The organism is Hyphomicrobium sp., from assembly GCF_041674905.1.
Lineage (GTDB): Bacteria > Pseudomonadota > Alphaproteobacteria > Rhizobiales > Hyphomicrobiaceae > Hyphomicrobium_B.
The window spans coordinates 1-25,656 of the sequence record NZ_JBAYUV010000047.1 but is presented as its reverse complement, the minus strand read 5'-3'; the positions used below and the strand labels follow the sequence as shown (position 1 = coordinate 25,656).

Sequence of the window (25,656 nt, the reverse complement as noted above, 5' to 3'; positions counted from 1 at the left end):
CTTCCACTGATCGCCATTCCAGGTCTTCAAGGACGAGTCCTTGCCAACCGGCTTGCCGAGCATCGTGGTCTTCTCGGGATCGACGAGAATGTCCGAATCCGGGCCCATCGAGTAGGCGCGCCAGACCTTCTTGCCGCTGTTGATGTCGTAAGCGGTCATGTGGCAGCGAACGCCGAACTCAGCGCCCGAGATGCCGATAACGACCTTGTCCTTGACGACCATCGGAGCCTGCGTGCCGGTCTCGCCCTTCTTCGGATCGCCATCGACGACCTTCCAAAGTTCTTTGCCCGTCTTCGCATCAAGGGCGACGAGTGCGGTGTCAGCCTGGTGCAGGAAGATCTTGCCGTCGGCATAAGCGAGGCCACGGTTGACCGTATCGCAGCACATCACCGGAATGACCGACGGGTCCTGCTTGGGTTCATACTTCCAGATGATCTTCTGCTCGTCGGCGAGGTTCAGGGCGAACACAATGTTCGGGAACGCCGAGTGAAGCCACATCGTGTCGCCGACAACGAGCGGGCCGCCTTCGTGACCGCGAAGAACGCCGGTCGAGAACGTCCAGGCCACTTTGAGCTGGCCAACGTTTTCGGTCGTGATCTGGTCGAGTGTCGAGTAACGGGTACCAGCATAGTCACCAGACTGGATTGCCCAGTTCGCCGGGTCGCTGGACGCCTTGATCACGGATTCGTTGGCCCAGGTGGGCCCCGAAAACGCGACTGTCGCCAACAAACCGCATGCGAATGCACTTTTGCGCATTGCGCTTCCTCCATTTTGAGAAAAGTCTTGCCACGCTTGCAAGTTGATCCCGAGAACCTTCCGGTTTTTCCGCCCTCGAAGCCGAGGATATTGCGGGATTTTTTCCCGTCTTAATCTCGCCCTTGAAGGGTTTCTTCACGGAACCGTGTAGAACCGGTAGGTCCCCGTGAACGAGCGGCATGTAGACATTTTTTCCCTAGGTCCGCAACACGAAGTGCGACGCCTGCGCTCATGCGGCAAATTAGGACAACCTATCTGACCAAAAAAATCATCGGAAACAAAGGGAGTTCTCGCATCGCAGCACAAATGCTGCAGCGCACGTCTAGTTCTAACGTTCGTGAATAATTTGGCGGCTGATCACGTGAAATCGCGGTTTCGTGATCGCTCGCGAGCAAAATCTGATCTTTGCAAAGGAGCGGATTTTCAGCTTATTGCAGCGAGATCGACATGACAGAAAATTCCCGCCGGCTCGCGCGTCTATCGCGCAAAGATTTCCTACGCAGCGCTGCTTTGACAGCGCTTCTGTCGTTGTTTCCGCGCCGTCCGTTCGCAGCGGAGAAAGACGCCGGCCTTTCCGAAGTTGCGCCGGGTCTTTTCGTCCACGTCGCGCCCTACGAGTTGGTCACCGCGGGCAACCACGGAGATATTTCCAACTCCTGCATCATCGTCGGGAACGACACCGTAGCGGTGGTCGATACCGGCGGCTCCTACACCGCCGGCAAGGCCTTGCGCGAAGCCGTCGCCAAGGTAACGGACAAGCCGATCCGCTACGTCATCAACACCCATATGCATACGGATCATGTGCTCGGAAACGCGGCCTTCGAAGGCCTTGGCGCGGAATTCGTCGGACACCACAAGCTTCCGGCCGCGCTGTCGGCACGTGCCGACAGCTATCTGCGGAATGCGCAGGTACGGCTTGGCGAGAGCGGCTTTGCCGGAACGAAGATCGTCATCCCCACCAAGTTGGTCAGCGACACGCTGGATCTCGATCTCGGCGGCCGCAACCTCACGCTCAAGGCGCGACCGACCGCCCACACCGATAACGACCTGACGGTATTCGACAGCGCCACCGAAACATTGATGCTGGGTGACCTCCTGTTCTCCGGTCACATCCCGACGCTCGACGGCTCCATTGTCGGATGGCTGAAGTTGATCCCCGAACTCATGGCGGAAAAAGCAGCCCGTGCGATTCCCGGCCATGGTCCGAAATCGATGCCGTGGCCCGACGCGATACGTCCGGAGCTGCGTTACCTGGAAACGATCGCCCGTGACGTTCGCGCCTTGATCAAGGAGGGCGCCACGCTCGAGCAGGCGCTTAAGACCGCCGGTCAATCAGAGCGCGACAACTGGCAACTGTTTGCGGATCTCAACGGCATGAACGTCACCGCCGCGTTCACCGAACTCGAGTGGGAATAAGACCCGCGTCCGGCGGCCGGCTCCGCATCATTGGTTGCGTCCGGCGACTCCGCTTCGCGAAGCCGGCCGCCGGACGCGGACAATCAAAAGCAGCGCAACTCGCCTTCGACCTGCGCGCGCCGCATGTTTTTGATCTTTTCCTGCATCTTCGGAATTTTCGTCCAGGCGACGTTTTCGCCGCCCTTCAATCCGACGGACAGGAGCGTTTCGGCTTCCTCATATTCCGGAAAAGGCAGAAGCGACGCGATCTGATCGATGGAGCACGAGCACTTCTCGAGGATGTCGCGCGTCTGGCCATTGACGGCCATGCAAGCGTAAACATAATCGGCGCGCGCCACCGTCGGATAATCGTTCGCCGGCAGCTCCTGGGCGATCGCGACAGCCGCCGGAGCAGCGGCTGAGAGTATCAGTGCAAACAGGGTATTCTTGATAGCCTTCATCATTTCACATCTCCCACACCCTCGAGCGTCGTCGTTTCGACAAGCGTCGGCGCGGCTTTGTCTGTATTGTTGATGTCTGCGATCACCCGCGCCAGATAACCCGGAATTTTCTCGGACAGCGCGATCTTGAAAGTCGCGTTTTCGAAGCCGCCCATTTTCGATTTCGCGGGATCGTCCGCGTAAGGCGTCGCGGTGATTTCATATCCGTCGACGTCCTCACCCTTGTACAAGATCTTGACCGGTTTAATCGTCGCCCGCTCGGCGAGGTAGCGGCTGAACGTATTCTTGAGATACGCGTTGTCGCCACCGGCAAGCTCGCGGAAATGCGAAACCGCATTGTCGAGACATACGACCATCATCGGATTGCCGTCCATGCCGGTAATGCGCTGCGGATCGCGGGCGCGATCGCCCGTGTACATCTGCACGAGGACGTTTTTCTTGCCCTCCGTCGCGTCGCTTTCGACGGTCACCGTGATGTCGTCGGTGAAGCCCGCGCCAAGCATTTTCTCGTTGGACGGCTTGCGGGTGAATTTGTAGTCGAGGACGGTGCCAGCGGCGATGTTGGAGATATGCGGGCGGTTAAAAAGGATGTCGGTGGGTTTCGGCGTATCGGAGGCGAGGGCAGCCGCGGGAAGCAGCAAGGCGAGCGCGGCGAATGCAACGAAGGGAATTCTCAATGTCACGGTGTTCCTCCAGGCGTCGAAATCTGCATGTTTTTCCCGCTCTTTAGCGCCGGCTCCGTGGATTGACCAGATATCAAAGGAATATTCGGTAACCTGAGCCGCCCGGCGGGTAGGTAAGTTTGGTAGCAAGATGCCGGAAGATGAACCCGCGCGGAACTTAAAACCGCGTAACCTCACCTTAGCGAAGGAATTTCCCGAAGGAACGCGGCCCATCGCCGACGTCGGCCTTGCCGGTAACCTTGAGCGTTTCTGGATCGAGGCGGATCAGAACGTTATCGCCCCAGCACGCCACGTAGATATCGCCACCCGATGCGTCAGCCTCGATGCCCTCGGGGTGATCGCAGACCCGAACGGTTTTGAGCGGCGACAGTTTCTCGAGATCGAAAACGGTGATGCTACCGCCATATTGATCCGTCGAGAAGCCGTGCCCGTTCGCCAGCGCGACCGCATACGGTCGCCGCCCGGTCGGGATGCTGCCAAGGGTGCGCCGCGAGGCAATGTCGATCACGGTGACGTCGTTGCTTTTGACGTTAGTGGTGTAGGCGCGCTCGCCTTTCGCATCGATCGTAATCCCAAAAGGACGCCGACCTGCCGCAATCGAGGCCACGCGTGAGCGCGTCGCGACGTCGATGATCGATACGGAGTCGCTGTCGCGATCGGCCGAGAGAAGCAGGCGGCCGTCGGGCGTCACCGCAAGACCGGACGGCGACTGGCCGACGGAAATCGTTCCAACAACCTTCAATGACCGCGTGTCGACGACGACGACCTGGTGTGAGAACCAGTCTGCGACGTAGACCTCGGGCAATGTGGGATGCGCTGCAATTCCAAGCGGTCCGCCGCCCAACGTCAATCGCCTTGTCACTGTGCGCGTGACGGCATCGACCTCGACGAGTTCCTTGCTGTCGGGGGCCGTGACGTAGGCCTTCGTCCGGTCGGGTGAAAGCGCGATACCGGCCGGCTTGCCGCCGATCGCGATCGTCGCGACGCTTTTCATCGTTGCAAGATCGACGAACGACAGACTGTCGGCCGGCTGGTTGGTGGTTAACGCTTCGGCCGCCGACGCGACCGATGGCTGTCCGCCGAGGATAAGGACAGCAACCGCTACGCCGGCGCGAACGCGATGCAGCACTACTTGCCGCCTTCGATCTTCGCCTTCACGGCTTCGAGCGTGCTCTTGTAAAGATCGGTCACGGCTTTTTTTGAAGCTTCGTCGCTGAGTTCCGGCGGCGGGTCGTTATTCATGAAGCCGCGATAGAAGGCGCCCTTCCACTCCAGCGTCGACTTATCGGCGCCATTCGCCGTAACCGTCAGGTGGGACGAATAATCGTTAACCGGCAGCACCTTCACGTCGACCTTGGTGATCTCGTAGCTGTAGGTCATTTCCTTGGCGTCATACGCGTCAAGCGTCTCCTCAATGACGCCACCATTTTTGAGTGTCAGCTTGCGGGTCGCGCCGTCGTTGCCTGTTCCGCTCGCAGGCTTGTTCTCGCCGGCTCCTTCCGTCTTGGCGACGGCGGGCACCCAGCTCATGTCCTGGAAATTGCCGACGACCGCCCAGACCTTGTCGGCAGGTGCATTGATTTCAACGGATTCGGTGACTTTCTGGCGCGAAGGACCGTGAGCCCAAGCCGCAATCGGCAGTGACCCCAAGATCGCGGCGGCGATCGCCAAGCGTTTCAACATGTAATTCCTCCGGAGACTTCAGTTGCAAAAGTCCGACTTGGGCCTTTCGGCCGGACGCGGACAGTAGGAGCGCCAAACTTGACCTGAGATAGCAAATTGTGTCGCACCGTGCCGCAGCCCCTTAGCACGCTTGACCGCCAGGGTGAGAGTTGGTTTACCTCCCGACTTGTACGAATGTCGAATCTCGCCGGGTAGCGTCCTTGGCTCTAAGAGGTGGTGGATTGGAATCCGAAAAGTCGAGGAACGGCGTAAATCATTTTGAGAATATCGCCTGCCCCTTCTGCGGCATCGCTTGCGACGATCTCGAGATCGGTCCCTCCGGCAGCGGCGGCTTGAAAGTTCTCAAGAATGGCTGCGCCAAATCCGTTGTCGGGTTCGAGCGCCCGCTGCTCGAGCCAAGCCCACAGGTTGACGGCAAAAACGTTTCCCTCGCAGAGGCCGTCGCGGCGGCCGCCAAGCTCATTCGCGAAAGCCGCCTGCCGATCTTTGGCGGACTTGGAACGGGGGTCGAAGGCATGCGCGCCGTCATGGCGCTTGCCGAGCGCGGTGGCGGGGTCGTCGATCACGCCTTGAGCGCAGCCACGTATCGCAACACCCGCGTCATGCAATCGAGCGGATGGCTGACGACAACTCTTACGGAAGCGCGCAACCGCGCCGACCTGTTTATCATCGCAGGCTGCGACATCAACAAGAGCAATCCGCGCTTTTTCGAACGCGTCGTCTGCAACGAAGCATCGATGTTTTCCGACAATCCGCCGAAGCGCACCGTCATATTCCTGGGCGACGGTTTGGATCAGTCCGCCGCCAAAGGTCCGCGCATAGGCGAAGTCCTGACCATCCCCTGCAAGACGGATCGCATCGGCGAAATCCTGGACGCGATGCGTGCGATGCAGAAGGGCATCAGCATTACCGGCGACACAATCGGCGGTGTGCCCCGCGCAACCGTTGAAGATTTATTCGCGCGCTTCAAAGCGGCGACCTACAGCGTGGTCGTATGGAACCCGGCAAGCTTCGATTTCGCCGGTGGCGATCTGACAGTTCAGGCCATTTGCGAATTCATCAAGGAAGGCAACGCGACGTCGCGCTCGGCCGGCCTCTCGCTTGGCGGCAATGAGGGCACGCCGTCCGCCATATCCGTCTGTGCCTGGCAATCGGGCTACCCGCTTCGCGTTTCGTATGCCAACGGCAAGCCCGAGTACGACGCCGAGCGCTACGATGCGGCGCGCATGCTGGCGGCGAAGGAAAGCGATCTTCTCGTCTGGCTCGCATCCTTCGGTGATGATCTCGTTCCGCCGGAGACCGATGTTCCGACGATCGTTCTCGGCACACCTGGCTTGAAGCTCAGCCGCAAACCGAAGGTTTTCATCCCGGTCGGGACGCCCGGCGTCGATCACGCCGGCCGCATCATCCGTGTCGACAACGTCGTTTCGCTGCCGTTGCGCAAGCTTCGCCAGTCCAAGCTCCCGTCCGCCATCGACGTGCTCGCCTCTATCGAAGCCGCCCTCTAGGCCAACAATCGAGATCAAGAATGCTCATCAAGCTTACAGGCGGCCGCATCTACGATCCCGCGAACGGCGTCGATGGCGAAATTCGCGACATCTTCATCGAGGATGGCCGCATCGTATCGCCGCTTCCGAACGCCAAGATCGATCACGAATATCCCGTCCACGGGCGGGTCATCATGGCGGGCGGTATCGATCCTCATTCGCACATTGGCGGCGGCAAAATGACGATCGCCCGCATGATGCTGCCTGAAGACCACATCGGCCAGGAGTTCGAGCGAACCGATGTCACGCGCGCCGGCGTCGGCTATGCGATTCCCTCGACGATGACGGCCGGCTATCGCTACGCCGAGATGGGCTACACGGCGGCATTCGAGCCGGCGATGCTTCCCGCCAACGCGCGCCAGGCACACATGGAGCTTGCCGACACCGCCATCATCGACAAGGGCGCATTCGCGATGCTCGGGTCGGATGATTTCTTCCTGCGCCAGCTCGCGGGCAAGCAGGATTTCTCGGCGATCAAAGATTATATCGCCTGGACGATGCACGCGACGCAGGCCATCGCGGTCAAGGTCGTCAATCCCGGCGGCATCAGCGCGTTCAAGTTCAACCAACGCAAGCTCGATCTCGACGAGAAGCACGTCTATTACGGCGTCACCCCGCGCGATATCATCGTGACGCTGGCGCGCGGCCTCAACGAATTGGGCGTCGTGCATCCGATCCACATTCACGGCTGCAATCTCGGCATACCCGGTGGCGTCGAGACGACGCTCGCGACGATCAAGGGCGCCGAAGGGTTGCCGATCCACCTTACGCACATCCAATTCCACAGCTACGGCACCGAAGGAGACATGAAGTTCTCCTCCGCTGCGGCTGAGGTCGCCGAAGCCGTCAACACGAACCCGAATGTCTCGTGCGACGTCGGCCAGGTCATGTTCGGCCAGACGTGCACGGCATCCGGCGACTCGATGCGCCAGTTCGTCAACACGCGATCCGCCTATCCGAAAAAGTGGGTCGTGATGGATATCGAGTGCGATGCGGGTTGCGGCGTCGTCCCGTTCAAGTATCGCGACAAGAGCTTCGTCAACGCCCTACAGTGGGCGATTGGGCTTGAACTGTTCCTGCTCATCAACGATCCCTGGCGTCTGTTCCTGACCACCGACCATCCGAACGGCGGCCCGTTCACCTGCTATCCGCATTTGATCCGGCTTCTGATGGACAAGACCTTCCGTCAGGAGGTCACGCGCACGATCAATCAGGACGCGCTGAAGTACTCGACGCTCGCGACGCTCGATCGCGAATATTCGCTCTACGAGATCGCGATCATGACGCGCGCCGGACCGGCGCGCAGCCTCGGCCTCGTCGATCGCGGACATCTGGGAGTCGGTGCCTGCGCGGACATTACCGTCTATGACGACAACCCGGATCGCGAAGCCATGTTCGCGACGCCCGAGATGCTGTTCAAGAACGGCGAACTGATCGTCCGCAACGGCAAGATCATCAAAGCGGTGAACGGCGCGACGCACGTCGCGCGGCCGGACTATGACCGCGGCATCGAACGCCAGCTGAAGCGCTACTTCGACGACTACAACACCGTGCGGATGGAGAACTTCCGCCTGTCGGATGAAGAGATTACAGACAATGGCCGCGGCTCTCTTATCATTCAACCGACGAAGGCGCGCGTAGCATGAGCAAAACGGTCAACGGTGTCGAGATCGACGATACCTTCGCCGAAGCCTTCGGCATGAGCGGCACCGGCATCATCATCACGGCCGACACGCTCAAATGGGCGCGCATCGCAGCGACGGTCGCCACTGGCTTCGGCACATCCGTGATCGGCTGCGGCGCCGAATGCGGCATCGATAAAGAGCTGACCCCCGACGAGACGCCGGACGGACGTCCCGGCGTCCGCATCCTGATGTTCGGCTTTTCTCCAGACGCACTCGTTCCGCAGATTCGAAACCGGATCGGCCAGTGCGTTCTGACGAGCCCCGGCTCTGCGTGCTACTCGGGACTGAAGGCGGCGCAGTCGCTGGGCCTCGGTAAGGCACCGCGTTATTTCGGCGACGGTTATCAGACGGCGAAGAAGCTCGGCGACAGCCGCTATTGGCGCGTCCCCGTGATGGATGGCGAATTTGTCGTCGAGGAAGAAACGGGCGTCACCACCGAAGCGGTCGGCGGTGGCAACATGCTGATCCTCGGCACCGATCGCGCCGGTCTTCTCGAAACGACGGAAGCCGCCGTTGACGCCATCGCTAAGATCGACGACGTCATCACGCCATTCCCCGGCGGCATCGTGCGCTCGGGCAGTAAGGTCGGCGCCAAATACGCGGGCATGTTCGCATCGTCGAACGATGCCTTCTGCCCGACGCTGCGCGGCACGGTCAAAAGCGAACTTGGCCCCGATACGCTCGCCGTCCTCGAGATCGTCATCGACGGCTTGACCTCGAAGGCCGTTGCTGACGCGATGCGCGCCGGTCTCAAGGCCGTGACGGATACCGGCGCCAAGCGCGGCGTCACCCGCATCACCGCCGGAAATTACGGCGGCAAGCTTGGTCAGCACCACTACCATCTGAAGGATTTGATCTGATGAGCGGCCTCACGCTGCGCTTCAAGGCGCCCGCGACAGCGCGGATCAACCTCGATGGCATCACGCCTGCAAAGCTTGCGGCTCTGACGTCCCACGAAATCGGACTGATCAATGTCGGCTTTGACAAAGGCGGCCTGCCGCTCGGCGATGCCTTCGATATTCATGGCACCGCGGGCGAAACGCTGACGATCGAAGGTGCAGGCGCCAACCTCGATTTCGTTGGCGGCGGCCTCGACAGTGGCACCATCCGCGTCGTCGGCGACGTCGGGTCCTACGCCGGCCGCAAGATGTCAGGCGGAAAGCTTGAAATCCGCGGCAACGCCGGAAACTTCCTGGCGTCCGGGTCGACCGGCGGTTTCATCCACGTCTCGGGGAATGCCGGCGATAACGTTGGTGGCTTCATCCCTGGCGACCGTTTCGGGATGCTCGGCGGCACGGCCGTAATCGGCGGCAACATCGGCGCCCGGGCCGGCGAGAAGATGCGCCGCGGCACGATCATCGTTAAAGGCAAAACCGGCGAAGGCGCAGGCACGCGCATGATCGGCGGCACGATCTGGGCGGAAGGCGGCATCGGTCGCCTGCCCGGTTTTATGATGCGTCGAGGCACTCTGATCGGACCGAGCGTCGAGAGCCTGCTGCCGACGTTCGTCGACTGCGGTAAACACGATCTCGTGATCGTGCGAGTCATGTCACGCTATCTCAAGGGTGCGCTCGGCGCCCTCGCTCCAGCGCCTATGCCCTTGTTTGTTCGGAAGATTGGCGGCGACATGGCTACGATCGGACGCGGCGAAATTTTGCTTCCGGCCTAGTGATCGGGTTGGATGGCACGTAATGGCTCGTAATTTCTTCCCCGTCGTTGACGTAGTAGGCTTGCGAATACCGGCGTGAAATCAGCGCCCGCTCTTGGCGAGCGGGCGACAGGGGAGATCACGGCGGATTTCGTGATCCGTTTCTCCGTCCGAAGGGCTCGAAACGCCAATGCTCGCAATCGTTCTCTCCGCCTGCCTCGCAAACCAGCCGACGGTCTGCAAGGATTATAAGATACCGATCAATGAAGGTATCGATGCTTCGCATTGCATGTCGGAAGCGCCGCCATATTTCGCGCAATGGAACGAAGAGCATCCCGGCTGGCAGATCAAGCGCTGGCGCTGCGCGTCGACGAGCGAAAACGACATTTAGAACCGCACGCCGCGACCGCATTTCGGCGATGGCTAGAGCCTTTCCGATTTTGGTGGAAGCGCGGAACAGCTCGAGCTCTTTGCCTTGCCGTGCTTCTTGGCGGAAAACCGGTTCCCGCTTTTCCGGACGCACTCTAGTTTAGCGTGCTGCGCTCGCGACCGACGTCATGCTGGCGGGCGGAGCAACGCCACTCACTTCGATCACGAATTTCTGCCGGATGGCGCGCTCGAAATCGGAATAGCCGAGAGCCGGAAGAACGAAGCCTCCCGGCCCCGCCATGACGTGCTCCCGGTACCATTGCTCGAGCGGCGGCTTGCCTCCCGGCACGGCCTTGGGGAGCAGCGCGCCCGCATCGGGCGTGTCGAGCAGAATGGGCAGGCCATTGATCGTGACGCCGTTGGCCACAAGCTCGTCGCGCACCTTTTCGATCGGCTCGTCGGCATTGCAATTGTCCGGACCGTCGCCCGACACGTCGATGACGACACGCGCAGCCTTGGCCGGGATTTGCGGCACGATCTTATCGTTTGCCGACCGCAGCATCCGCGTCATGCAGGTGAACTCGCCGCCTTGATGCGGTAACTTGCGGACGCGCTGTGCGGCGGCGAGCGCATCCGCTTTGTTGGCGATGCGTATCCACGGAATGACGAATGCCGGTTTGTCGGCCCACGTCACCATGGAGAACAGGATGCCGCCGCTCGAGCCGCCGGTGATCGCCTCGATCACACCCGGATCTTCGAGAGCTTTCGCGATCCCTTCCATCTGCAGTTTATAGCGCGCCTCATCGACGGAATTCGAAACGTCGACGGACACGACGAGAGCCGTATCGACAGGGGCTCCATCATTCGCTGCCTTGCTGCCGCCGGAAAGCAAGGCGGCCGCAATCACGAGTATTGCGCCAAGCGCCGATGTGAGATTTTTCATGACGCTTGGGATGTCGATCCTGCATTTGTAGGTGCGGCAAGTGGTAGAACCTAGCAAACGACGTCTGACCCGCCAAGCACCGATGCTGGCCGCGGCCAATGTCCAGCCGGCCTAGGCCGCCATGGGACAAACGAGAAGAGGCGATGCCGGGCAAAAAGTAGAACCCGTCACGTGCGCAATATCGAGCGTCGTGGCTCTAAGCCGGTAACGTCGCCGAGTTCCGGAGCGTAGATGTTGCGTTCGCCAGGCTCGACGCTTCGGCATTCGCAGATAGGGTGAAATGGCATGCTCCTAATTCTCCTCGCCTATTTCGGCGGAATTCTCACGATCTTCAGTCCGTGTATTTTGCCGGTCCTGCCGTTCGTCTTTTCGCGCGCCGGACAGCCATTCCTGAAAAGCGGATTGCCGATTCTCGTAGGCATGGCCGTAACCTTTGCACTCGTTGCATCTCTTGCCGCGATCGGCGGAGGCTGGGCGGTCGCCGCCAACGACTATGGGCGCATCATTGCACTCGTCATCATGGCGCTGTTCGGATTGACGCTGATCTTTCCCGAGTTGTCCGAGCGCCTGTCGCGCCCTGCAGTCGCCCTCGGCAATCGCCTTGCTCAAAGAGCCGATGCGAATGGCACGCAGTCATCTCCAGGATCGTCGCTCTTGCTCGGTGTCGCAACCGGACTTCTATGGGCGCCGTGCGCCGGACCGGTTCTGGGATTGATCCTGACAGGCGCGGCGCTCGAAGGCGCGAGCGCGCGCACGACGCTCCTTCTCGCGGCGTACGCAGCGGGAGCCGCAACGTCGTTGGCGCTGGCGCTGTTGGCAGGCGGACGCATCTTCAATGCAATGAAACGGTCACTCGGCACTGGCGAATGGATTCGTCGTGGGCTGGGCGTTGCGGTGCTCGCTGCCGTCGTTGCAATTGGCGCCGGAGCCGATACCGGCTTGCTGACGCGATTGTCGCTCGCAAGCACGGCGCCCTTGGAGCAGCGCCTCGTCAATATGCTTCATTCCAATCCGGCCGTGCGCGAGCAACGCGAACTCGCCTCAACTGCAGAGACGTTGCCGATCGAAGGACGTGCGCCCCCGCTTTCGGGAGCCGTCGATTGGCTCAACGGAAAGCCGCTCACACCGGACGACTTGAAGGGCAAGGTCGTGCTGGTCGACTTCTGGACGTACTCCTGCATCAACTGCATCAGAAGCATTCCTTACGTTCGCGCCTGGGCGGAAAAATATAAAGATCAGGGCCTCGTCGTCGTCGGCGTGCACTCTCCCGAATTCGCATTCGAGAAAAATATCGCGAACGTGCGCAAGGCCGTTTCCGATCTCAAGATCGATTACCCGGTCGCCATCGACAACAACTTCGCGATCTGGCGCGCCTTCAAGAATCAATATTGGCCCGCGCACTACTTCATCGATGCCAACGGCAACATCCGTCACCATCATTTCGGCGAAGGTGATTACGCAGGCTCCGAGCGCGTCATCCAAAAGCTTCTGGCCGAGGCCGGGAAAGCCAATGTCGCCGACGAGATGGTGAACGTCTCCGGCTCAGGCGTGGAGGCCGCGTCTCTGTTCACCAACGTCGCGTCGCCGGAAACCTACGTCGGCTATGCGCGAGCGGCGAATTTCGTCTCAGCTGTCGATACCGTCCGTAATGCCGCGCGCGACTACAGCGGCGAGCCGAAAACGCTCAATCAATGGAGCTTAAACGGAAACTGGACAATCGGCGCCGAGCACGCGGCGCTCAATTCCGCAGGCGGCGGCATCGTCTATCGCTTTCGGGCGCGCGACCTGCACCTCGTTCTCGGGCCGGGCGCCGACGGGAAACCCATTCGCTTTCGCGTGACGATCGACGGCAAGGAACCCGGCGACAGTCACGGCACGGACGTCGCTCCCGACGGCAGCGGAACGGTCACCGGAGGAAAGCTCTATCAGCTGGTTCGCCAGAACGGCGATATTCAGGAGCGGACATTCGCGATCGAATTTCTCGACCCCGGCGTCAACGCTTATGCATTTACGTTTGGCTAGGAAAACCGCAACGCGCGGGAGGTCTACGGCGATCTAAGGGCCTGTCACGATCCCGTTAACCGTCGTTAAGCAACGTCGTGCGCCATAATCTATTCCGGAATTGCAAATCGGTGTAGACTCGCCCTCGGGTGCGAATACTGGAGTCGCGACATGCCGACACTCGACCAGTTCATCGTCTGGATTGTCATCGGTCTCATCGGTGGCGCATTGGCCGGATCGCTCAGCACCTGGAGCAAGGAAGGCTATGGCCGCGCGAAAAATTTCGTACTTGGATTGGCCGGCGCGCTGATCGGAGGCTTTCTGTTTCGCATCCTCGGCCTTTTTCCGGATCTCGACCGGTATGCGATCTCGCTGCGCGATGTGATTGCCGCGGTCATCGGCTCGCTGATCGTGCTGGCCGCGATCTGGTATTACCAGCGCTCCGCTCTCCCTTAGACATCTCGCTACAGTCTGGGATCAAATCCGAATATTTGCTGCGAACACGGTCTTCACCATCATTCGTCGGCCTTATTCGGCAGACCTGAACGCGTGACGCGCATATGACACGCCCCCAAGGGGCACATCTGGAACTATGTGAGGTATTGCGCAGTACAGATAGCTCTGAGCCATGACCAAAAAACTCGCATTAGCAACGGCAGCCCTGCTGCTGCCGGCCTCCGGTGCCTCAGCCATTGGGTTTATGACCCAGATGAGCTGCGCCAGCGATTACTACGCCTACTGCAGCAAATTTCAGGTCGGATCGAAGGAACTGCGCATTTGCATGAGGCGCGCAGGTCCGAAGCTGTCGAAGTCGTGCCTGAACGCCCTGATCGCGGACGGTGAGGTTTCCAAGGCCGAGGTCGAGAAGACAAGGCAGGAAATTCTGGCTGCGAAGACCGCGGCCAAGCAACCTCCTATAAAACAAAAAAACGAAGAGCAGAAACAGAAGCGGATAGCGGTTGCAAAAGCCGATGAGGCGGCGCGCAACACCGAAGCACGTCCGCGCGGAGAGAAAAAATCCGATACGGCGAGCGAAACGTCTCACAAAACGGAAAAGCTTACGATCGACGCGCAAACCTTCGCAGCCTTAAAACAGCGTCAGCCGAAATTCATCGAAGACCCTTCCGCTGAAGACTTGCCGTCGCCACGCGCGCCGCAATCACGGACGCAATCTCCAACGGCAAAATCGACGTCGGTCGACAGCGAGCGAACTGCCGCGAAGGGGCCTAAGAAAAAGACGGCAAAAAAATCGAAAGCCGAAACTGAGACCGCTCACAAGAAGGCGAAAATCGCTGCGAAAAAGGAAAAGCAGCGGATAGACAAACGCAACAAACGCCTTGCCGGTGAATAAATTTCAGAAGCTCTAAGAGCGATAGGCTCCCAGACTCCCGAAAAGAGTGCTATATTTCGTCGAATTTAGATTTCGTTTTTCCGCTTTTATTTACCAAGCTCCATTCCGTCCGCAGCATAAGTACGTCCTCGATTGACGGCATCGCGGCCCGTAGAGAAACTGAAATACGCAGTTTGATCCTTTCCAAGCTCCAGCTCCAGAGAGGTTGACATGACAGCACGAACCTATCCCCCCGGCACCGTTCTCATGCGACCCATGCTCGATGGATTGGCCCGCAACTGGTGGCTCATTCTGTTGCGCGGGATCTGCGCGATCATCTTTGGCGTGCTGACCATTCTGTGGCCCGGCCTTTCGCTTTTGACGCTCGTCGTTCTCTACGGCGTGTTCGCACTGTTCGACGGAGGCCTCGCAATCGGCGCCGCCATCATGGGCGATACGCCGACGCCGCGCTGGTGGCTCGCACTCGTCGGCGTGCTTGGCATCCTGGCGGGCGCCGTGACGCTAGCCTGGCCCGGCATCACCGGCCTCGTCCTGCTGTACTTCATCGCCGGATGGGCGATCGCCGCAGGCGTTTTTGAAATCGTCGGCGCAATCCGGCTGCGCAAGGAAATCGATGGCGAATGGCTCTTGATCGCCAGCGGCGTCGTCTCGGTGCTGTTCGGCATCCTGATCCTGATGTTCCCTGGCGCCGGCGCGCTCGGTCTCGCCTTCACCATCGGCATCTTTGCGCTGATCTATGGCTTCCTGCTCGTCGGCTTCTCGCTACGCCTGCGCAAGCACGCGGAAGTTCGGATCTGACGGCAGCACACTGAACCCAGCAGCTTGCGGCGGCTATCATGGCCGCCGCGTGGGGCCGCCGCGTGGGCACGTATTCGAAGGTGATGTTCAGCTCTGAAAGCTGACGCACCATCCCGATTTGCCGACACCGTCCTTTGGCTACGGCTTGGCAGCCGAGTTCGAAGACTTTTGATGCACCTCTGGAAAAGGTTCTGGCTTGGCGTCAACGAGGTCGCCTCCCCAGTCGGTCCAACCGTCCGTGCCTTCGCTTAGCCAGTAAATATTCTGGTAGCCGAAGGCCGCAGCCCGACGGACCGCATTCCACGCCATCCAGCAGTCGGCCTTGCAATAAAATATGACGGCGCGAGATACGTCTCCGTGCGTGAGTCTCGCGAGGTTTTCTGTGAAATACCTGGACTGATCCGGATTAAGCACGCCATGCCCGACATCAGCGAGCCAAGTCGATCCGGCAATGTTTTGGTGGGATTTCAGCAAATACCATTGACCGGATTTCGGTTCCGGCCGGGCGCCTTCTGACGGCATGACATCGATGAGAATTGCGTGCTGTCCGGCGATAAGTTCAGGAACGTCAGCCGCCATGATCCGCGTGCCGCCTGGAACACTTTCCGGTGTCGGCGAGCGATAGTGAGCAATGCGATAGCCTGTGGCCAGATCGAATAAGGTCTCGTCGGCCACGCTCATAGTGACACTCGCTACCGACCACGCGAGAAGCAAAGCCACCAGCTTCCACATTGTCTTCAGCGCGTTTCTGTTGGCGTCTTGCTATCGAGCGGAGCGCTGCCGGCCGTATGCTCGGGAGTCGCTCGGTTCGCCACGCCCCAGGGATAACGACCGACCTTGATTGATTTGATTGCGCGCAAACTAGCGGTGTCGACGACCGTGACGTCATTCGAGACGCCGTTCGTCGTAAATAGGAAATCTTCCTTCGGTGACAGCTCCAGATGCCAGACACGCTGGCCGACAAGCACGTAGGATTTCGGCGTGGCCGTTTCGACGTCGACGACCGCAACGCGGTTTGCCGGGCCGAGAGCAATGAATGCCGTCTTCGCATCACGCGTCATGCGAATCCCAACGGGCTGAATGCTGTCGCGCGCAACGCCTGGAATGGCGAACGTAATTTTCTTTTCGATCTCACGCTTCGCAACATCGATGATCGAGACCGTGCCACCGATTTCGGACGACACCCAGAGTTTGGCGCCATCCGGCGTGAACTGAGCATATCGGGGCCGTTGATCCACCAAAACATTCGCGATCACGTCGAAGGTCGCGGTATCGATCAGGTGCACCATATTGGTCGTTTCGGAGGTCGTGACGGCGATTTTGTCGTCCGGCGAAACGGCCATGCCTTCAGGTTCAATTCCGACGTCGATCTGTCCGACAACCTGCCGCGTCCCGACGTCGACGACGGTCGTCACAGCATTATCTTCGTTTGCAATATAAAGACGCTGTCCATCGTGCGAGAGCGCAAACTGCTCGGGGTCTGCGCCTGACGGCAAATCATGCAGCATCGTTCCCGTCGTTGCATCGTAGACTTGGACGGAGTTGCTATCGCTTGCACACACGAAGAACTTCGTGAAATCGCGGGAGAACGCTATCCCGCGTGGCCGTTTGCCGACGGCGAGCGTACGGACGACGCTGAGCGTGCGCCCGTCGATCACGGAAACGGAATTGTCTTTTTCGTTCGTAACGTAGATCTCGTCGGCGTTCACCGCGTGCATGGACATCGTCAGGCACCAGCACGTCAGCAAAGCACGTCGAACCATCCTAGACCCCTCGCCGCCGGTATCCGGCGTTTCCACAGATGCCTAACGACCGCAAATATAACTGCACACGGCGCGCGCCACCTTCGCGGATGTCAATTCGTCCGCAATACGACGTTCGTATTGCCCCCTTAAAAAACGCGCCAGAAAACGACGCCAAGCTCAGCACACTGAACTAATGGGCAATTAGTGGGCGACTGCGCTCCCCGTATATCTGGAAAAAAAGCCAGGAAACTTTGGTAGTGCCTAGGGAGCCTAAACATGTCGTTATCACGTGCCGCGAAGGCTGTGGCCGTCGCATTGGCTGTTACAATACACGTCGGCAATAACGCGTTTGCTCACGGCGACGTGACACCGCAACCGATCGATGCTTCCGAGCTGAAGCAGCTTGGGCAAGATTGGCTGAGTGAAAATCCATATCGCGGCGATCCAAAAGCAATCGCGATCGGCGCTTCCGGCTACAATCAGAACTGCGCGCGCTGCCACGGTCTTGAGGTGATTTCCGGCGGCATGGCCCCTGACTTGCGTTATCTTGAGATGGGAAAAGTCGGCGACGAGTGGTTTATCGAGCGCATCCGTCACGGCAAGAAGAATTCGGAGGGGACGACGATCATGCCCGCATTCGAAAGCACCTTCTCTCAGGAAGCAATGTGGGCCATCCGCGCCTTTCTCGAGTCCAAGCACGAAGAATAGGTTTCACATGTTTCGCATTTTTACGTCCCGATTGGCCATTCGATTGGCATGCGCCCTGGGAGCCGCGATCGGGATGACGGGGGCCGTCGCCGCACGACCTCTCGACGAGGTCGTCGGCAGCGGCATTCTGCGCATCATTGCCTATCTCGATAACGCGCCATTTTCCTGGGACGATAATGGCGCGCCCAAGGGCATCGACGTCGATATTGCCAAAGCAATCGCCAATGAGATGGGAGTGAAGCCGGAAATCATTCTCAGGATGCCCGGCGAAAAGGGCGACGATGACCTGCGTGTCAATGTTTGGAAGGGCCCTCTGACGGGCGGCGGCGTTGGCGATTTGATGATGCACGTTCCGATCGATCGTGAGTTCGCCGCACGCAATCCGGAAGCCGTAATCGGCAATCCGTATTTCCAGGAGCGCATCGCCCTCGCCATCGATAGCGATCGCACCGGGCTCAATCCAACCTTCGATACCTTCAAAGGGATGAAGATCGGCGTGCAATTGGGCACCGTCTCGGATTATTTCCTAATGAGATTCGAGGATGGCGCGCTGATCGACAACATCGCCCATCACGTAAGGGCGGAAGACGGCGCCAAGGAATTCAAGAGCAAGGAAATTGCCGCTCTTATGGGGCAGCGCGCCCGCATCGAGGCTTTGCTTCACGATATTGGTGTCATGCCTCGCATTGTAGAGCCTGTCATGGACGGCATCGTGCGCAACCAGTGGATCGTCGGCATGGCATGGAAAGAAAATAGCCGCGATCTTGGCTATCACGTGCAAGCCAGTCTCGAAAAACTGAAGGCTAACGGCAAACTCGCGGAGATCTTCAGATCGTATGGCGTAACGTACATTGAACCGCCAATCGAAGATGGTGTATCCAATCAATAGAACTAAACGGCGATGCCAGGATATGTCGGTTCTTTCCTCTTATAACATCGTTCGGCTCGCTGCACTGATGCTCACGTCGGTAACGCCGACACATGCCGGGGTGCCCGACGAGGCCTTCAAATCTCCTATGTGGGAAACGCTATCCGAGCGGTATTTTGGCCAAGCCACAGTGGTTTTCGACGACCGCGTGAAGGTCACCGTGCCGCCTATCGTCGAGAACCAGGCGCAAGTGCCGGTGACGGCCGATGCGCGCCTGATCGATGGCGTCAAAAAACTGATCGTATTTGCCGACCTCAATCCCATTCAACTTGCGTTGGAACTCGAACCGATAAAGGCCAAAGCGTTCGTTGCGTTCCGGATGAAGATCGAGCAAGCGACTCCGGTCAGGGCCGCGGCGCTGACCGAAGACGGCGTCTGGCACGTTGGCGGCGTATTTCTGAACGCGGCGGGCGGAGGCTGCACGGCGCCGCCGAAAGCGAACGGCGGCGTTTCCTGGTTTGACACCTTGGGCGAAACGCAGGGCCGCCTATGGCAGGAAAAAGACGGCAGCGTGCGGGCCCGTTTCCGCATCAGCCATCCCATGGATACGGGCCTCGGACAGGGCAATACGCCCGCCTATTACATCGAAAAAGTCGAAGCGAAAGAGGCGGCGGGCACCACATTGGCGCGCCTCGCCATGTTCGAGCCGGTTAGCCAAAATCCAACCTTGACTCTTGTGGTCGATCTTCCGCGTCAGGATCCGGGGCTCAATATCGACAGTCGTGATAACAACGGCAAAATCTATCGGGCCAATCTGATCGCGCCCTGGCGCCAAAGCCGCAACGATCAGCCCGAAGGATCATTGAGCGCGCCATGACCTCGATCCTGACGCGCCGCCAATCTCTCTTGCTCGGAGCAAGTGCGTTATCATTGTTCTGCTGTTGCCCGCCAGGCAGAGCCGAGCCTCATCAGTACGATCTCAAGCCCCGGAAGCTGACGAACGGTGTGTGGGTGACACGCGGATCGGATGAAGCAATCGATGAAAGGAACGGCGGCGCCATCGCCAATGTCGCCATCCTGGATTCCACGGAAGGCGCAATTCTGATCGACACAGGCCCGTCACGCCGGTTTGGCGAAGCATTGATGGCGCTTGCCAAGGAGCTGACGGGCAAACCGGTTGTTCGGGTCTATCTCACGCATTTCCACCCCGACCACATGTTCGGCAATCAAGCCTTCGATCCTGCAATTCTGGCCGCGACCCAAGGCACGATCGACGGCATGAAGGAGTACGGAAACGCATTTTCCGATTCGATGTATCGCGCCGTCGGCGACTGGATGCGGGGAACCGAACTCGTTTTACCTCAAGCGATCGTTCTCGGTGCGCCTGAAGATATCGGCAACCGCCGACTTCGCCCTCTGCTCATGCGCGGACACACGCCCTCCGACCTTGCGTTATTCGATGAAAAGACCGGAATAATTTTTGCCGGTGACCTTGTCTTTCTCGATCGCGCTCCGACCACACCACATGCCGATATCGAGCGCTGGCGCGTGAGCTTGGCGAACCTTTCCGCCATACCCAATGCGATGATCGTGCCGGGACATGGACCGACCGAACGCGGCATCCGTGGTATCGAGCAGACGTCTCGTTGGCTCGAAACGATATCGCGCATTATCGCAGACGCCTTCGATCGCGGGCTCGACATCTCGGAAGCGATCAAGCTTCCGCTTCCGGATTGGACCACGAGCATCGCACTTGCGCGCTATGAGTACGAGCGCTCAGTCATGCATCTCTATCCTCAGCTCGAGGCATCGCGCTGGCCGCGAATAGACGAACGCGGATGATTTTTGTCAAAGGCGCCACTTTAGGCGAATAGACTTATTTCCAATTATTCCCGGCAAAGCAGAGGGGTATTTTGCCCGCGCTTTCCTCCCGAATTTCCCGAATTCAAGCGGAATAATAATCCGTACAGGGAGGAAAGCCTGGAAACGCAAACCCAAAAGGGATCTGCAATGAAAACCTGGAGATGGTTGGCTACGACCAGCGCCATTGCGCTGTCGTTGGGCATATCGACCGTCGCTCGTGCCGATGTTTCAATCCAAGATGTCGTCAACGATGCGAAGACCACCCAAGATGTCGTGACTGCCGGCCTCGGCGGTCAAGGTCAACGCTACAGTCCGCTCAATCAGATAAATAAAGATAACGTTTCGAACCTCGTTCCCGCCTGGGCCATGTCGCTCGGCGGCGAGAAAATGCGTGGCCAGGAATCGCAACCGCTCGTCAAAGACGGCGTCATGTACGTCACCGGCTCATACAGCCGCATATGGGCGATCGACATCAAGACCGGCCATGAGATCTGGCAGTATGATGCGCGCCTTCCGGAAGGCATTCTTCCTTGCTGCGACGTCGTCAATCGCGGCGCGGCGCTCATCGGCGACAAGGTCATTTTCGGTACGCTCGACGCCAAGCTCGTCGCGCTCAACCAGAAGACCGGAAAGGTCGTCTGGATGAAAGAAATCGACGACTTCAAGGGTGGCTATTCCTATACAGCTCCGCCGCTGGTCGTTCCTTCCAAGACGTTCGGACCTCTGATCGTCACCGGTGTTTCGGGCGGTGAATTCGGAATCGTCGGCCGCGTCGATGCGCGCAAAGCCGACAACGGTGAACTCGTTTGGACGCGTCCCACGATCGAAGGCCATATGGGCACGCTCAACGGCGCTGACTCGACCATGACGGGTACGAAGAACGAAACCTGGAAGGGCGATCTCTGGAAGACGGGCGGCGGCGCAACGTGGCTTGGTGGCACCTACGACGCCGAGACCAATACGATCTTTATCGGCGCCGGCAACCCTGCCCCCTGGAACAGCCACATGCGGCCGGGCGACAACCGCTGGTCATGCTCACGACTGGCGATCGATCCTGAGACCGGCAACATCAAATGGGGTTTCCAGACGACACCCAACGATGGCTGGGACTTCGACGGCGTGAACGAGGTCGTCTCGTTCGATCTCGATGGCACCAAGGCTGCCGCGACCGCGGATCGCAACGGATTTTTCTACGTGCTCAACCGCGAGAACGGGAAATTCATCCGTGGCTTCCCGTTCGTTGAGAAGATTACATGGGCTACCGGTCTCGATGAGAACGGCCGTCCGAAATTCGTCACAGACAATCGCCCAGGCGATCCCAAAGACGCCAAGGACGGCAAACCGGGCAAGTCGGCATTCTCGGTCCCAAGCTTCCTGGGCGGCAAAAACCAGCAGCCGATGGCTTATAGCCCCGACACGAAGCTGTTCTATGTTCCGGCAAACGAGTGGGGCATGGACATCCACAACGAGCCGGTGACGTACAAGAAGGGCGCCGCGTATCTTGGTGCCGGCTTCACGATCAAACCGATCTTCGAAGATCATATCGGTGCGCTCAAGGCCGTCGACCCTGCGTCGGGCAAGATCGTCTGGCAGATCAACAATAGAGCTCCACTGTGGGGCGGTGTTCTGACAACCGGCGGCGGTCTCGTCGTTTACGGAACACCCGAAGGCGACCTCAAGATTGTCGATGCCAAGGATGGCAAGGAGCTATGGCACTTCAATACGGGCTCGGGAATCGTCGCACCACCAATCACCTGGGAACAGGACGGTGAACAGCTGATCTCGGTTATATCGGGATGGGGTGGCGCGGTTCCGCTGTGGGGTGGTGAAGTTGCGAAAACCGTCCAGCACCTGAACCAAGGCGGAATGGTCTGGACCTTCAAGCTTCCGAAGAAAACAGCCTCAAACTAAACTTTTTTCCAAAGCCACGCACACGTCTCAAAGGCAAGTCTCCGGACTTGCCTTTTTTGCAACTCAGGCCGACGGGCGATGAGGGGGCATTTCTCAATGCACACCGAAGCTTCGTCGCGAGAGGCGCCGAGTCCACCTTAGCTATCTACGATTTTTTTATAGGCATGGGGCGAGTTCGAACTTAGTCCCGTCGGGCCCGCCCGCCATGTTGGGCTCACGCGCTTTGTCGTAATCCTCGAGCTTGCGCCGCATGTTGGCAGTTCGCCATTCAGCTTCGCGCAGCACGCGGCACTCCTTGAATATCGTGCTGGTGCCTATGACGAGCGCGAGGACGGCAAGATTGACGAGGTCTTCGAAACCCTCCGTCCGCCGTTTTGAAACGTGGCTTGTCGCTTTGTGAACCGTCATTCGGCTTAGCGATAGTGGCGGGACTCAGAAGCTTGATTTGCGCAATTTTCGCTGCGTCGTACCATGTCGATGTTTGAACATGCTCACCGCGAAAGGATCCCGTCATGTGGAAAAAGTCTAATGAAGACGTCGATCGTCGCGACTTCATGATCGCATCGGTCGCTGCGGTTGGTGCGTCCACCGTTCTTGCCGCCGGTCGCGCTGAAGCCCAAGGCGCGGAAGGCGTCTCTGCCGGCGCGGCAACAGACAAGCTCTCAGGGACGGTCTTCACCGGCGATGTCATTCAGGGAAAGAAAGTCGTCAGCACACTCGACGTCAACGACCTCGAACCCGGACGCAAGCACCTTTTGTACTTTCAAGGCGTGCAGTTGCCCACCGGCCAACACTGCTATGTGTCGGTGACGGTCGCCAAAGGTGCAAAGCCTGGTAAACGGGCCGTCCTGGTCAGCGGCGTCCACGGCGACGAGATGAGTTCAGTGCACACGGTCCAGGCCGTTATGGACAAGCTCGATCCTGCCGCGATGTCGGGCACGGTGATGGCGGTGACGGATATATCCGGACCAGCATTGCAAGGCATGCAGCGCAGATGGCCCAACTATGGCAGAGGCGCCGATCTCATCGACATGAATCGAGAATGGCCGGGCAACGAGAATGGCGCCACCGCGACTAGCCGACACGCCGCGCTGGTATTCAACCGGCTTCTGCGGCCCAACGCCGATTTCGCAATCGACTTTCATACTGGAACGACGGGCTTCGAAGTCACCGCGTTCAACATCGCCGGCATGGACGTGCCGGAAATCAAGGCGATGGTCGACCTCTACCCGGTTGGCCAAGTCTTCGACAATCACGTATATCCCGGCGTCCTGCATAACGCGTTTATCGACGCGGGCATCCACTCTTTCACGCCAGAGATCGGCGCCGCACGAGTCCTCGATCTTGAAATGGTCGCCCTGTTTATCGAAGGCACGATGAATGTGCTGAAGCATCACGGTATCGTTGCCGGACCGATGGGGCGGACGGCCAAGGATGTGACCGTCTTTGTCGGCAATAGCTCGTTTCCGATCCTGGCCACCAAAAGCGGCCTCGTCGAGCATTTGGTCAAGCTCAACGACAAGGTCACGCCTGGACAGAAGGTTGCCATTCAGCGCAACAGCTTCGGCGAGGTCGTCGCCGAATATGAAAGCGGCGTCGAGGGAGAGATAACGGGCCAGCGCAGCGATGCCATGTCGGAGCCCGGCAATCCCTTGGCCTTCATCCTGTTCAACAAGACAACGACAGGAAATGAAGTCTATCCTGAATAGCTCATCTGGCGTTCGATCGCCCTGCCCACCCATCTGACGGCGCTGGATGGGACTGGTGTATCATTGGTGTTCATTCAGCGCGGAGATCATCACGGGATCTTTAACCCGCCCGGCGCTATTTTGTGTCGTTCGCTATCGCGCGATTTCCCAAGCAATCGAGCAAGCTCCAGAAACTTTCGACGTGGTTGGCCATCAACTCTTGCAGGCAGAACTGCCGATCGCCATCGGAGGTCGCAAGCCATCGATCAAGCACCGTCGTCCGGCTCAAGGCTTCTCTCCGCGTACATGCCGTCACGGATTTCGCAGTCTGGCAGATCGTTCCAACCTCCCATCTCGGTGCTTGCGTGTTGGCCATGCTCGTTGATGTGCAGACATACGTCAGCGGCGCCGTCACCAGCGTTGCGACGATGATCTTGAGAAAAACACGCTGCATGAAATTCCTTTGATCGGTTCAAACCAAAAAACATTTACGCCAAAAGTAATTGGGAAAATACCAATGCAAACCCAGAAAATGTTCCTGCAATAATTTAGAGATTTTCCCATTTGCATATTTTCTAGAAAAGTTTCCGGTATTTATGACCGCTGATATTGCAAAAATTGCCCGCGAATGAGTTAGTGAACACGTTCACGAAAATTGCCGCTTTTTCACATCGGTATTGTGAAAAAGCCTCCGGCATATAGAGCGAAGATGGGAATAAATCCCGCCGAATTGAATGCTGGTGGTGAGCGGCGCTCTCTGAACGCTTTTATGCGTGGCAATCTTTGGAGGAAGCTCAATGCGCAAAAGTGCATTCGCATGCGGTCTGCTGGCGACAGTCGCGTTTTCGGGGCCCACCTGGGCCAACGAATCCGTGATCAAGCTGACCAGTGATCCGAATAACTGGGCAATCCAGTCCGGTGACTATGCGGGTACCCGCTACTCGACACTTGACCAGATCACGACCGAAAACGTTGGCCAGCTCAAAGTGGCCTGGACGTTCTCGACCGGCGTCCTGCGTGGGCACGAAGGCGGCCCGCTCGTCATCGGCGACACCATGTGGCTTCACTCGGCGTTCCCGAACATCGTGTTCGCCCTGAACCTCGCCGACGAGCAAAAAATCATCTGGAAATATGAACCCAAGCAGGATCCCGCGGTCATCCCGGTGATGTGCTGCGATACGGTCAACCGTGGCCTCGCTTATGCCGACGGCAAGATCTTCCTGCACCAGGCTGATACTTCGCTCGTCGCTCTCGACGCCAAGACGGGCAAAGAACTTTGGAAGGTCGTCAATGGCGATCCGAAGAGGGGCGAGACCGGCACGCAGGCTCCGATGGTCGTCAAGGATAAGATTGTGGTCGGCATCTCGGGCGCTGAGTTTGGCGTCCGCTGCTCTATGACCGCTTACGACATCAACAGCGGCAAGCGCGTGTGGCGCGCCTACTCGATGGGCCCGGATTCGGACATTCTCGTCGATCCCGAGAAGACCACGATGCTCGGCAAGCCGGTTGGCAAGGACTCGTCCTTGAAGACCTGGAATGGCGATCAGTGGAAG

At 58.9% G+C, this 25,656-nt stretch carries 27 protein-coding genes; 17 read left to right on the top strand and 10 right to left on the bottom strand.

The features are described from left to right. On the bottom strand, nucleotides 1-756 hold a 756-nt coding region (locus WC026_RS15495; RefSeq protein WP_372711913.1), incomplete at its 3' end, for a PQQ-binding-like beta-propeller repeat protein. 447 nt (nucleotides 757-1,203) lie between these two features. On the opposite strand from WC026_RS15495, the gene WC026_RS15490 reads away from it, so the two are divergent. After that, nucleotides 1,204-2,172 (top strand): quinoprotein relay system zinc metallohydrolase 2, encoded by a 969-nt coding sequence (locus tag WC026_RS15490; protein ID WP_372711912.1) that lies wholly within the window; start codon nucleotides 1,204-1,206, stop codon nucleotides 2,170-2,172. A gap of 83 nt (nucleotides 2,173-2,255) precedes the next feature. On the opposite strand, the gene WC026_RS15485 is transcribed toward WC026_RS15490, so the two are convergent. The 4 genes from WC026_RS15485 to WC026_RS15470 form a co-directional block, all read right to left on the bottom strand. Continuing rightward, on the bottom strand, nucleotides 2,256-2,615 hold the full coding sequence (locus WC026_RS15485; RefSeq protein WP_372711911.1) for a hypothetical protein: 360 nt from the start codon (nucleotides 2,613-2,615) through the stop codon (nucleotides 2,256-2,258). Continuing rightward, entirely contained in the window at nucleotides 2,612-3,295 is a 684-nt protein-coding gene (locus WC026_RS15480) for a hypothetical protein (protein ID WP_372711910.1), read from the bottom strand. The genes WC026_RS15485 and WC026_RS15480 overlap by 4 nt, the downstream gene beginning before the upstream one ends. A gap of 178 nt (nucleotides 3,296-3,473) precedes the next feature. Continuing rightward, the gene (locus tag WC026_RS15475; protein WP_372711909.1) at nucleotides 3,474-4,424 is read right to left on the bottom strand and encodes a beta-propeller fold lactonase family protein; all 951 of its coding nucleotides are present in this window, start codon (nucleotides 4,422-4,424) and stop codon (nucleotides 3,474-3,476) included. Further along, entirely contained in the window at nucleotides 4,424-4,978 is a 555-nt protein-coding gene (locus WC026_RS15470) for an SRPBCC family protein (protein ID WP_372711908.1), read from the bottom strand. The genes WC026_RS15475 and WC026_RS15470 overlap by 1 nt, the downstream gene beginning before the upstream one ends. 221 nt (nucleotides 4,979-5,199) lie before the next feature. On the opposite strand from WC026_RS15470, the gene WC026_RS15465 reads away from it, so the two are divergent. The 5 genes from WC026_RS15465 to WC026_RS15445 all read left to right on the top strand — a co-directional run bounded on the left by WC026_RS15465 (nucleotide 5,200) and on the right by WC026_RS15445 (nucleotide 10,249). After that, nucleotides 5,200-6,486, top strand: coding sequence for a formylmethanofuran dehydrogenase (locus WC026_RS15465; protein ID WP_372711907.1), 1,287 nt, complete (start codon nucleotides 5,200-5,202; stop codon nucleotides 6,484-6,486). Between the two features lie 20 nt (nucleotides 6,487-6,506). Further along, on the top strand, nucleotides 6,507-8,171 hold the full coding sequence (locus WC026_RS15460) for a formylmethanofuran dehydrogenase subunit A (RefSeq protein WP_372711906.1): 1,665 nt from the start codon (nucleotides 6,507-6,509) through the stop codon (nucleotides 8,169-8,171). Then, nucleotides 8,168-9,070 (top strand): formylmethanofuran--tetrahydromethanopterin N-formyltransferase, encoded by a 903-nt coding sequence (gene fhcD / locus WC026_RS15455; protein WP_372711905.1) that lies wholly within the window; start codon nucleotides 8,168-8,170, stop codon nucleotides 9,068-9,070. Before WC026_RS15460 ends, fhcD begins: the two co-directional genes overlap by 4 nt. Next, nucleotides 9,070-9,879, top strand: a complete 810-nt coding sequence (locus WC026_RS15450) for a formylmethanofuran dehydrogenase subunit C (RefSeq protein WP_372711904.1) — start codon at nucleotides 9,070-9,072, stop codon at nucleotides 9,877-9,879. The genes fhcD and WC026_RS15450 overlap by 1 nt, the downstream gene beginning before the upstream one ends. Nucleotides 9,880-10,048: 169 nt before the next feature. Continuing rightward, nucleotides 10,049-10,249: a hypothetical protein gene (locus WC026_RS15445; RefSeq protein ID WP_372711903.1), complete on the top strand. Its 201-nt coding sequence runs from the start codon at nucleotides 10,049-10,051 to the stop codon at nucleotides 10,247-10,249. A gap of 138 nt (nucleotides 10,250-10,387) precedes the next feature. Here WC026_RS15445 and WC026_RS15440 read toward each other — a convergent pair whose 3' ends face one another. Beyond that, nucleotides 10,388-11,170 (bottom strand): DUF1194 domain-containing protein, encoded by a 783-nt coding sequence (locus WC026_RS15440; protein WP_372711902.1) that lies wholly within the window; start codon nucleotides 11,168-11,170, stop codon nucleotides 10,388-10,390. Nucleotides 11,171-11,455: 285 nt separating this feature from the next. On the opposite strand from WC026_RS15440, the gene WC026_RS15435 reads away from it, so the two are divergent. The 4 genes from WC026_RS15435 (at nucleotide 11,456) to WC026_RS15420 (ending at nucleotide 15,320) form a co-directional block, all read left to right on the top strand. Continuing rightward, nucleotides 11,456-13,192: a cytochrome c biogenesis protein DipZ gene (locus tag WC026_RS15435; protein ID WP_372711901.1), complete on the top strand. Its 1,737-nt coding sequence runs from the start codon at nucleotides 11,456-11,458 to the stop codon at nucleotides 13,190-13,192. Between the two features lie 150 nt (nucleotides 13,193-13,342). Beyond that, nucleotides 13,343-13,627, top strand: coding sequence for a GlsB/YeaQ/YmgE family stress response membrane protein (locus WC026_RS15430; RefSeq protein WP_372711900.1), 285 nt, complete (start codon nucleotides 13,343-13,345; stop codon nucleotides 13,625-13,627). 172 nt (nucleotides 13,628-13,799) lie between these two features. Then, on the top strand, nucleotides 13,800-14,522 hold the full coding sequence (locus tag WC026_RS15425) for a hypothetical protein (RefSeq protein WP_372711899.1): 723 nt from the start codon (nucleotides 13,800-13,802) through the stop codon (nucleotides 14,520-14,522). A 210-nt stretch (nucleotides 14,523-14,732) separates the two neighbouring features. Further along, nucleotides 14,733-15,320: an HdeD family acid-resistance protein gene (locus WC026_RS15420; protein WP_372711898.1), complete on the top strand. Its 588-nt coding sequence runs from the start codon at nucleotides 14,733-14,735 to the stop codon at nucleotides 15,318-15,320. A gap of 138 nt (nucleotides 15,321-15,458) precedes the next feature. Here WC026_RS15420 and WC026_RS15415 read toward each other — a convergent pair whose 3' ends face one another. Then, the gene (locus tag WC026_RS15415) at nucleotides 15,459-16,001 is read right to left on the bottom strand and encodes a rhodanese-like domain-containing protein (protein WP_372711897.1); all 543 of its coding nucleotides are present in this window, start codon (nucleotides 15,999-16,001) and stop codon (nucleotides 15,459-15,461) included. A gap of 56 nt (nucleotides 16,002-16,057) precedes the next feature. Next, a complete protein-coding gene (locus WC026_RS15410) occupies nucleotides 16,058-17,083 on the bottom strand; it encodes a PQQ-dependent catabolism-associated beta-propeller protein (protein WP_372711896.1) in 1,026 nt (341 codons plus the stop codon). Between the two features lie 258 nt (nucleotides 17,084-17,341). Here WC026_RS15410 and pedF point away from each other — a divergent pair, with 258 nt between their 5' ends. The 5 genes from pedF (at nucleotide 17,342) to WC026_RS15385 (ending at nucleotide 22,415) form a co-directional block, all read left to right on the top strand. Then, nucleotides 17,342-17,773, top strand: coding sequence for a cytochrome c-550 PedF (pedF, locus tag WC026_RS15405; protein WP_372711895.1), 432 nt, complete (start codon nucleotides 17,342-17,344; stop codon nucleotides 17,771-17,773). Nucleotides 17,774-17,846: 73 nt separating this feature from the next. Beyond that, the gene (locus WC026_RS15400; RefSeq protein WP_372711894.1) at nucleotides 17,847-18,662 is read left to right on the top strand and encodes a substrate-binding periplasmic protein; all 816 of its coding nucleotides are present in this window, start codon (nucleotides 17,847-17,849) and stop codon (nucleotides 18,660-18,662) included. 22 nt (nucleotides 18,663-18,684) lie between these two features. Then, entirely contained in the window at nucleotides 18,685-19,518 is an 834-nt protein-coding gene (locus tag WC026_RS15395) for a quinoprotein dehydrogenase-associated SoxYZ-like carrier (protein ID WP_372711893.1), read from the top strand. Beyond that, nucleotides 19,515-20,483 (top strand): quinoprotein relay system zinc metallohydrolase 1, encoded by a 969-nt coding sequence (locus WC026_RS15390; RefSeq protein WP_372711892.1) that lies wholly within the window; start codon nucleotides 19,515-19,517, stop codon nucleotides 20,481-20,483. Before WC026_RS15395 ends, WC026_RS15390 begins: the two co-directional genes overlap by 4 nt. A gap of 168 nt (nucleotides 20,484-20,651) precedes the next feature. After that, nucleotides 20,652-22,415: a PQQ-dependent methanol/ethanol family dehydrogenase gene (locus WC026_RS15385; RefSeq protein WP_372711891.1), complete on the top strand. Its 1,764-nt coding sequence runs from the start codon at nucleotides 20,652-20,654 to the stop codon at nucleotides 22,413-22,415. A 156-nt stretch (nucleotides 22,416-22,571) separates the two neighbouring features. Here WC026_RS15385 and WC026_RS15380 read toward each other — a convergent pair whose 3' ends face one another. Then, the gene (locus WC026_RS15380; RefSeq protein ID WP_372711890.1) at nucleotides 22,572-22,823 is read right to left on the bottom strand and encodes a hypothetical protein; all 252 of its coding nucleotides are present in this window, start codon (nucleotides 22,821-22,823) and stop codon (nucleotides 22,572-22,574) included. 104 nt (nucleotides 22,824-22,927) lie between these two features. Here WC026_RS15380 and WC026_RS15375 point away from each other — a divergent pair, with 104 nt between their 5' ends. After that, the gene (locus WC026_RS15375) at nucleotides 22,928-24,124 is read left to right on the top strand and encodes a succinylglutamate desuccinylase/aspartoacylase family protein (RefSeq protein WP_372711889.1); all 1,197 of its coding nucleotides are present in this window, start codon (nucleotides 22,928-22,930) and stop codon (nucleotides 24,122-24,124) included. A gap of 115 nt (nucleotides 24,125-24,239) precedes the next feature. Here the strand turns inward: WC026_RS15375 and WC026_RS15370 are convergent, their stop codons facing one another. Next, nucleotides 24,240-24,557: a hypothetical protein gene (locus WC026_RS15370; RefSeq protein ID WP_372711888.1), complete on the bottom strand. Its 318-nt coding sequence runs from the start codon at nucleotides 24,555-24,557 to the stop codon at nucleotides 24,240-24,242. A gap of 343 nt (nucleotides 24,558-24,900) precedes the next feature. Here WC026_RS15370 and WC026_RS15365 point away from each other — a divergent pair. After that, a partial coding sequence (locus WC026_RS15365) for a PQQ-binding-like beta-propeller repeat protein (RefSeq protein ID WP_372711887.1) occupies nucleotides 24,901-25,656 on the top strand: 756 nt, incomplete at its 3' end.

Bases quoted from the DNA above. Each gene is read 5' to 3' on its own strand.
- WC026_RS15490 (WP_372711912.1), top strand. From the start codon at position 1,204: ATGACAGAAAATTCCCGCCGGCTCGCGCGTCTATCGCGCAAAGATTTC.
- WC026_RS15485 (WP_372711911.1), bottom strand. From the start codon at position 2,615: ATGATGAAGGCTATCAAGAATACCCTGTTTGCACTGATACTCTCAGCC.
- WC026_RS15470 (WP_372711908.1), bottom strand. From the start codon at position 4,978: ATGTTGAAACGCTTGGCGATCGCCGCCGCGATCTTGGGGTCACTGCCG.
- WC026_RS15460 (WP_372711906.1), top strand. From the start codon at position 6,507: ATGCTCATCAAGCTTACAGGCGGCCGCATCTACGATCCCGCGAACGGC.
- fhcD (WP_372711905.1), top strand. From the start codon at position 8,168: ATGAGCAAAACGGTCAACGGTGTCGAGATCGACGATACCTTCGCCGAA.
- WC026_RS15450 (WP_372711904.1), top strand. From the start codon at position 9,070: ATGAGCGGCCTCACGCTGCGCTTCAAGGCGCCCGCGACAGCGCGGATC.
- WC026_RS15445 (WP_372711903.1), top strand. From the start codon at position 10,049: ATGCTCGCAATCGTTCTCTCCGCCTGCCTCGCAAACCAGCCGACGGTC.
- WC026_RS15440 (WP_372711902.1), bottom strand. From the start codon at position 11,170: ATGAAAAATCTCACATCGGCGCTTGGCGCAATACTCGTGATTGCGGCC.
- WC026_RS15435 (WP_372711901.1), top strand. From the start codon at position 11,456: ATGCTCCTAATTCTCCTCGCCTATTTCGGCGGAATTCTCACGATCTTC.
- WC026_RS15430 (WP_372711900.1), top strand. From the start codon at position 13,343: ATGCCGACACTCGACCAGTTCATCGTCTGGATTGTCATCGGTCTCATC.
- WC026_RS15425 (WP_372711899.1), top strand. From the start codon at position 13,800: ATGACCAAAAAACTCGCATTAGCAACGGCAGCCCTGCTGCTGCCGGCC.
- WC026_RS15420 (WP_372711898.1), top strand. From the start codon at position 14,733: ATGACAGCACGAACCTATCCCCCCGGCACCGTTCTCATGCGACCCATG.
- WC026_RS15415 (WP_372711897.1), bottom strand. From the start codon at position 16,001: ATGAGCGTGGCCGACGAGACCTTATTCGATCTGGCCACAGGCTATCGC.
- WC026_RS15410 (WP_372711896.1), bottom strand. From the start codon at position 17,083: ATGGTTCGACGTGCTTTGCTGACGTGCTGGTGCCTGACGATGTCCATG.
- pedF (WP_372711895.1), top strand. From the start codon at position 17,342: ATGTCGTTATCACGTGCCGCGAAGGCTGTGGCCGTCGCATTGGCTGTT.
- WC026_RS15400 (WP_372711894.1), top strand. From the start codon at position 17,847: ATGACGGGGGCCGTCGCCGCACGACCTCTCGACGAGGTCGTCGGCAGC.
- WC026_RS15395 (WP_372711893.1), top strand. From the start codon at position 18,685: ATGTCGGTTCTTTCCTCTTATAACATCGTTCGGCTCGCTGCACTGATG.
- WC026_RS15390 (WP_372711892.1), top strand. From the start codon at position 19,515: ATGACCTCGATCCTGACGCGCCGCCAATCTCTCTTGCTCGGAGCAAGT.
- WC026_RS15385 (WP_372711891.1), top strand. From the start codon at position 20,652: ATGAAAACCTGGAGATGGTTGGCTACGACCAGCGCCATTGCGCTGTCG.
- WC026_RS15380 (WP_372711890.1), bottom strand. From the start codon at position 22,823: ATGACGGTTCACAAAGCGACAAGCCACGTTTCAAAACGGCGGACGGAG.
- WC026_RS15375 (WP_372711889.1), top strand. From the start codon at position 22,928: ATGTGGAAAAAGTCTAATGAAGACGTCGATCGTCGCGACTTCATGATC.
- WC026_RS15370 (WP_372711888.1), bottom strand. From the start codon at position 24,557: ATGCAGCGTGTTTTTCTCAAGATCATCGTCGCAACGCTGGTGACGGCG.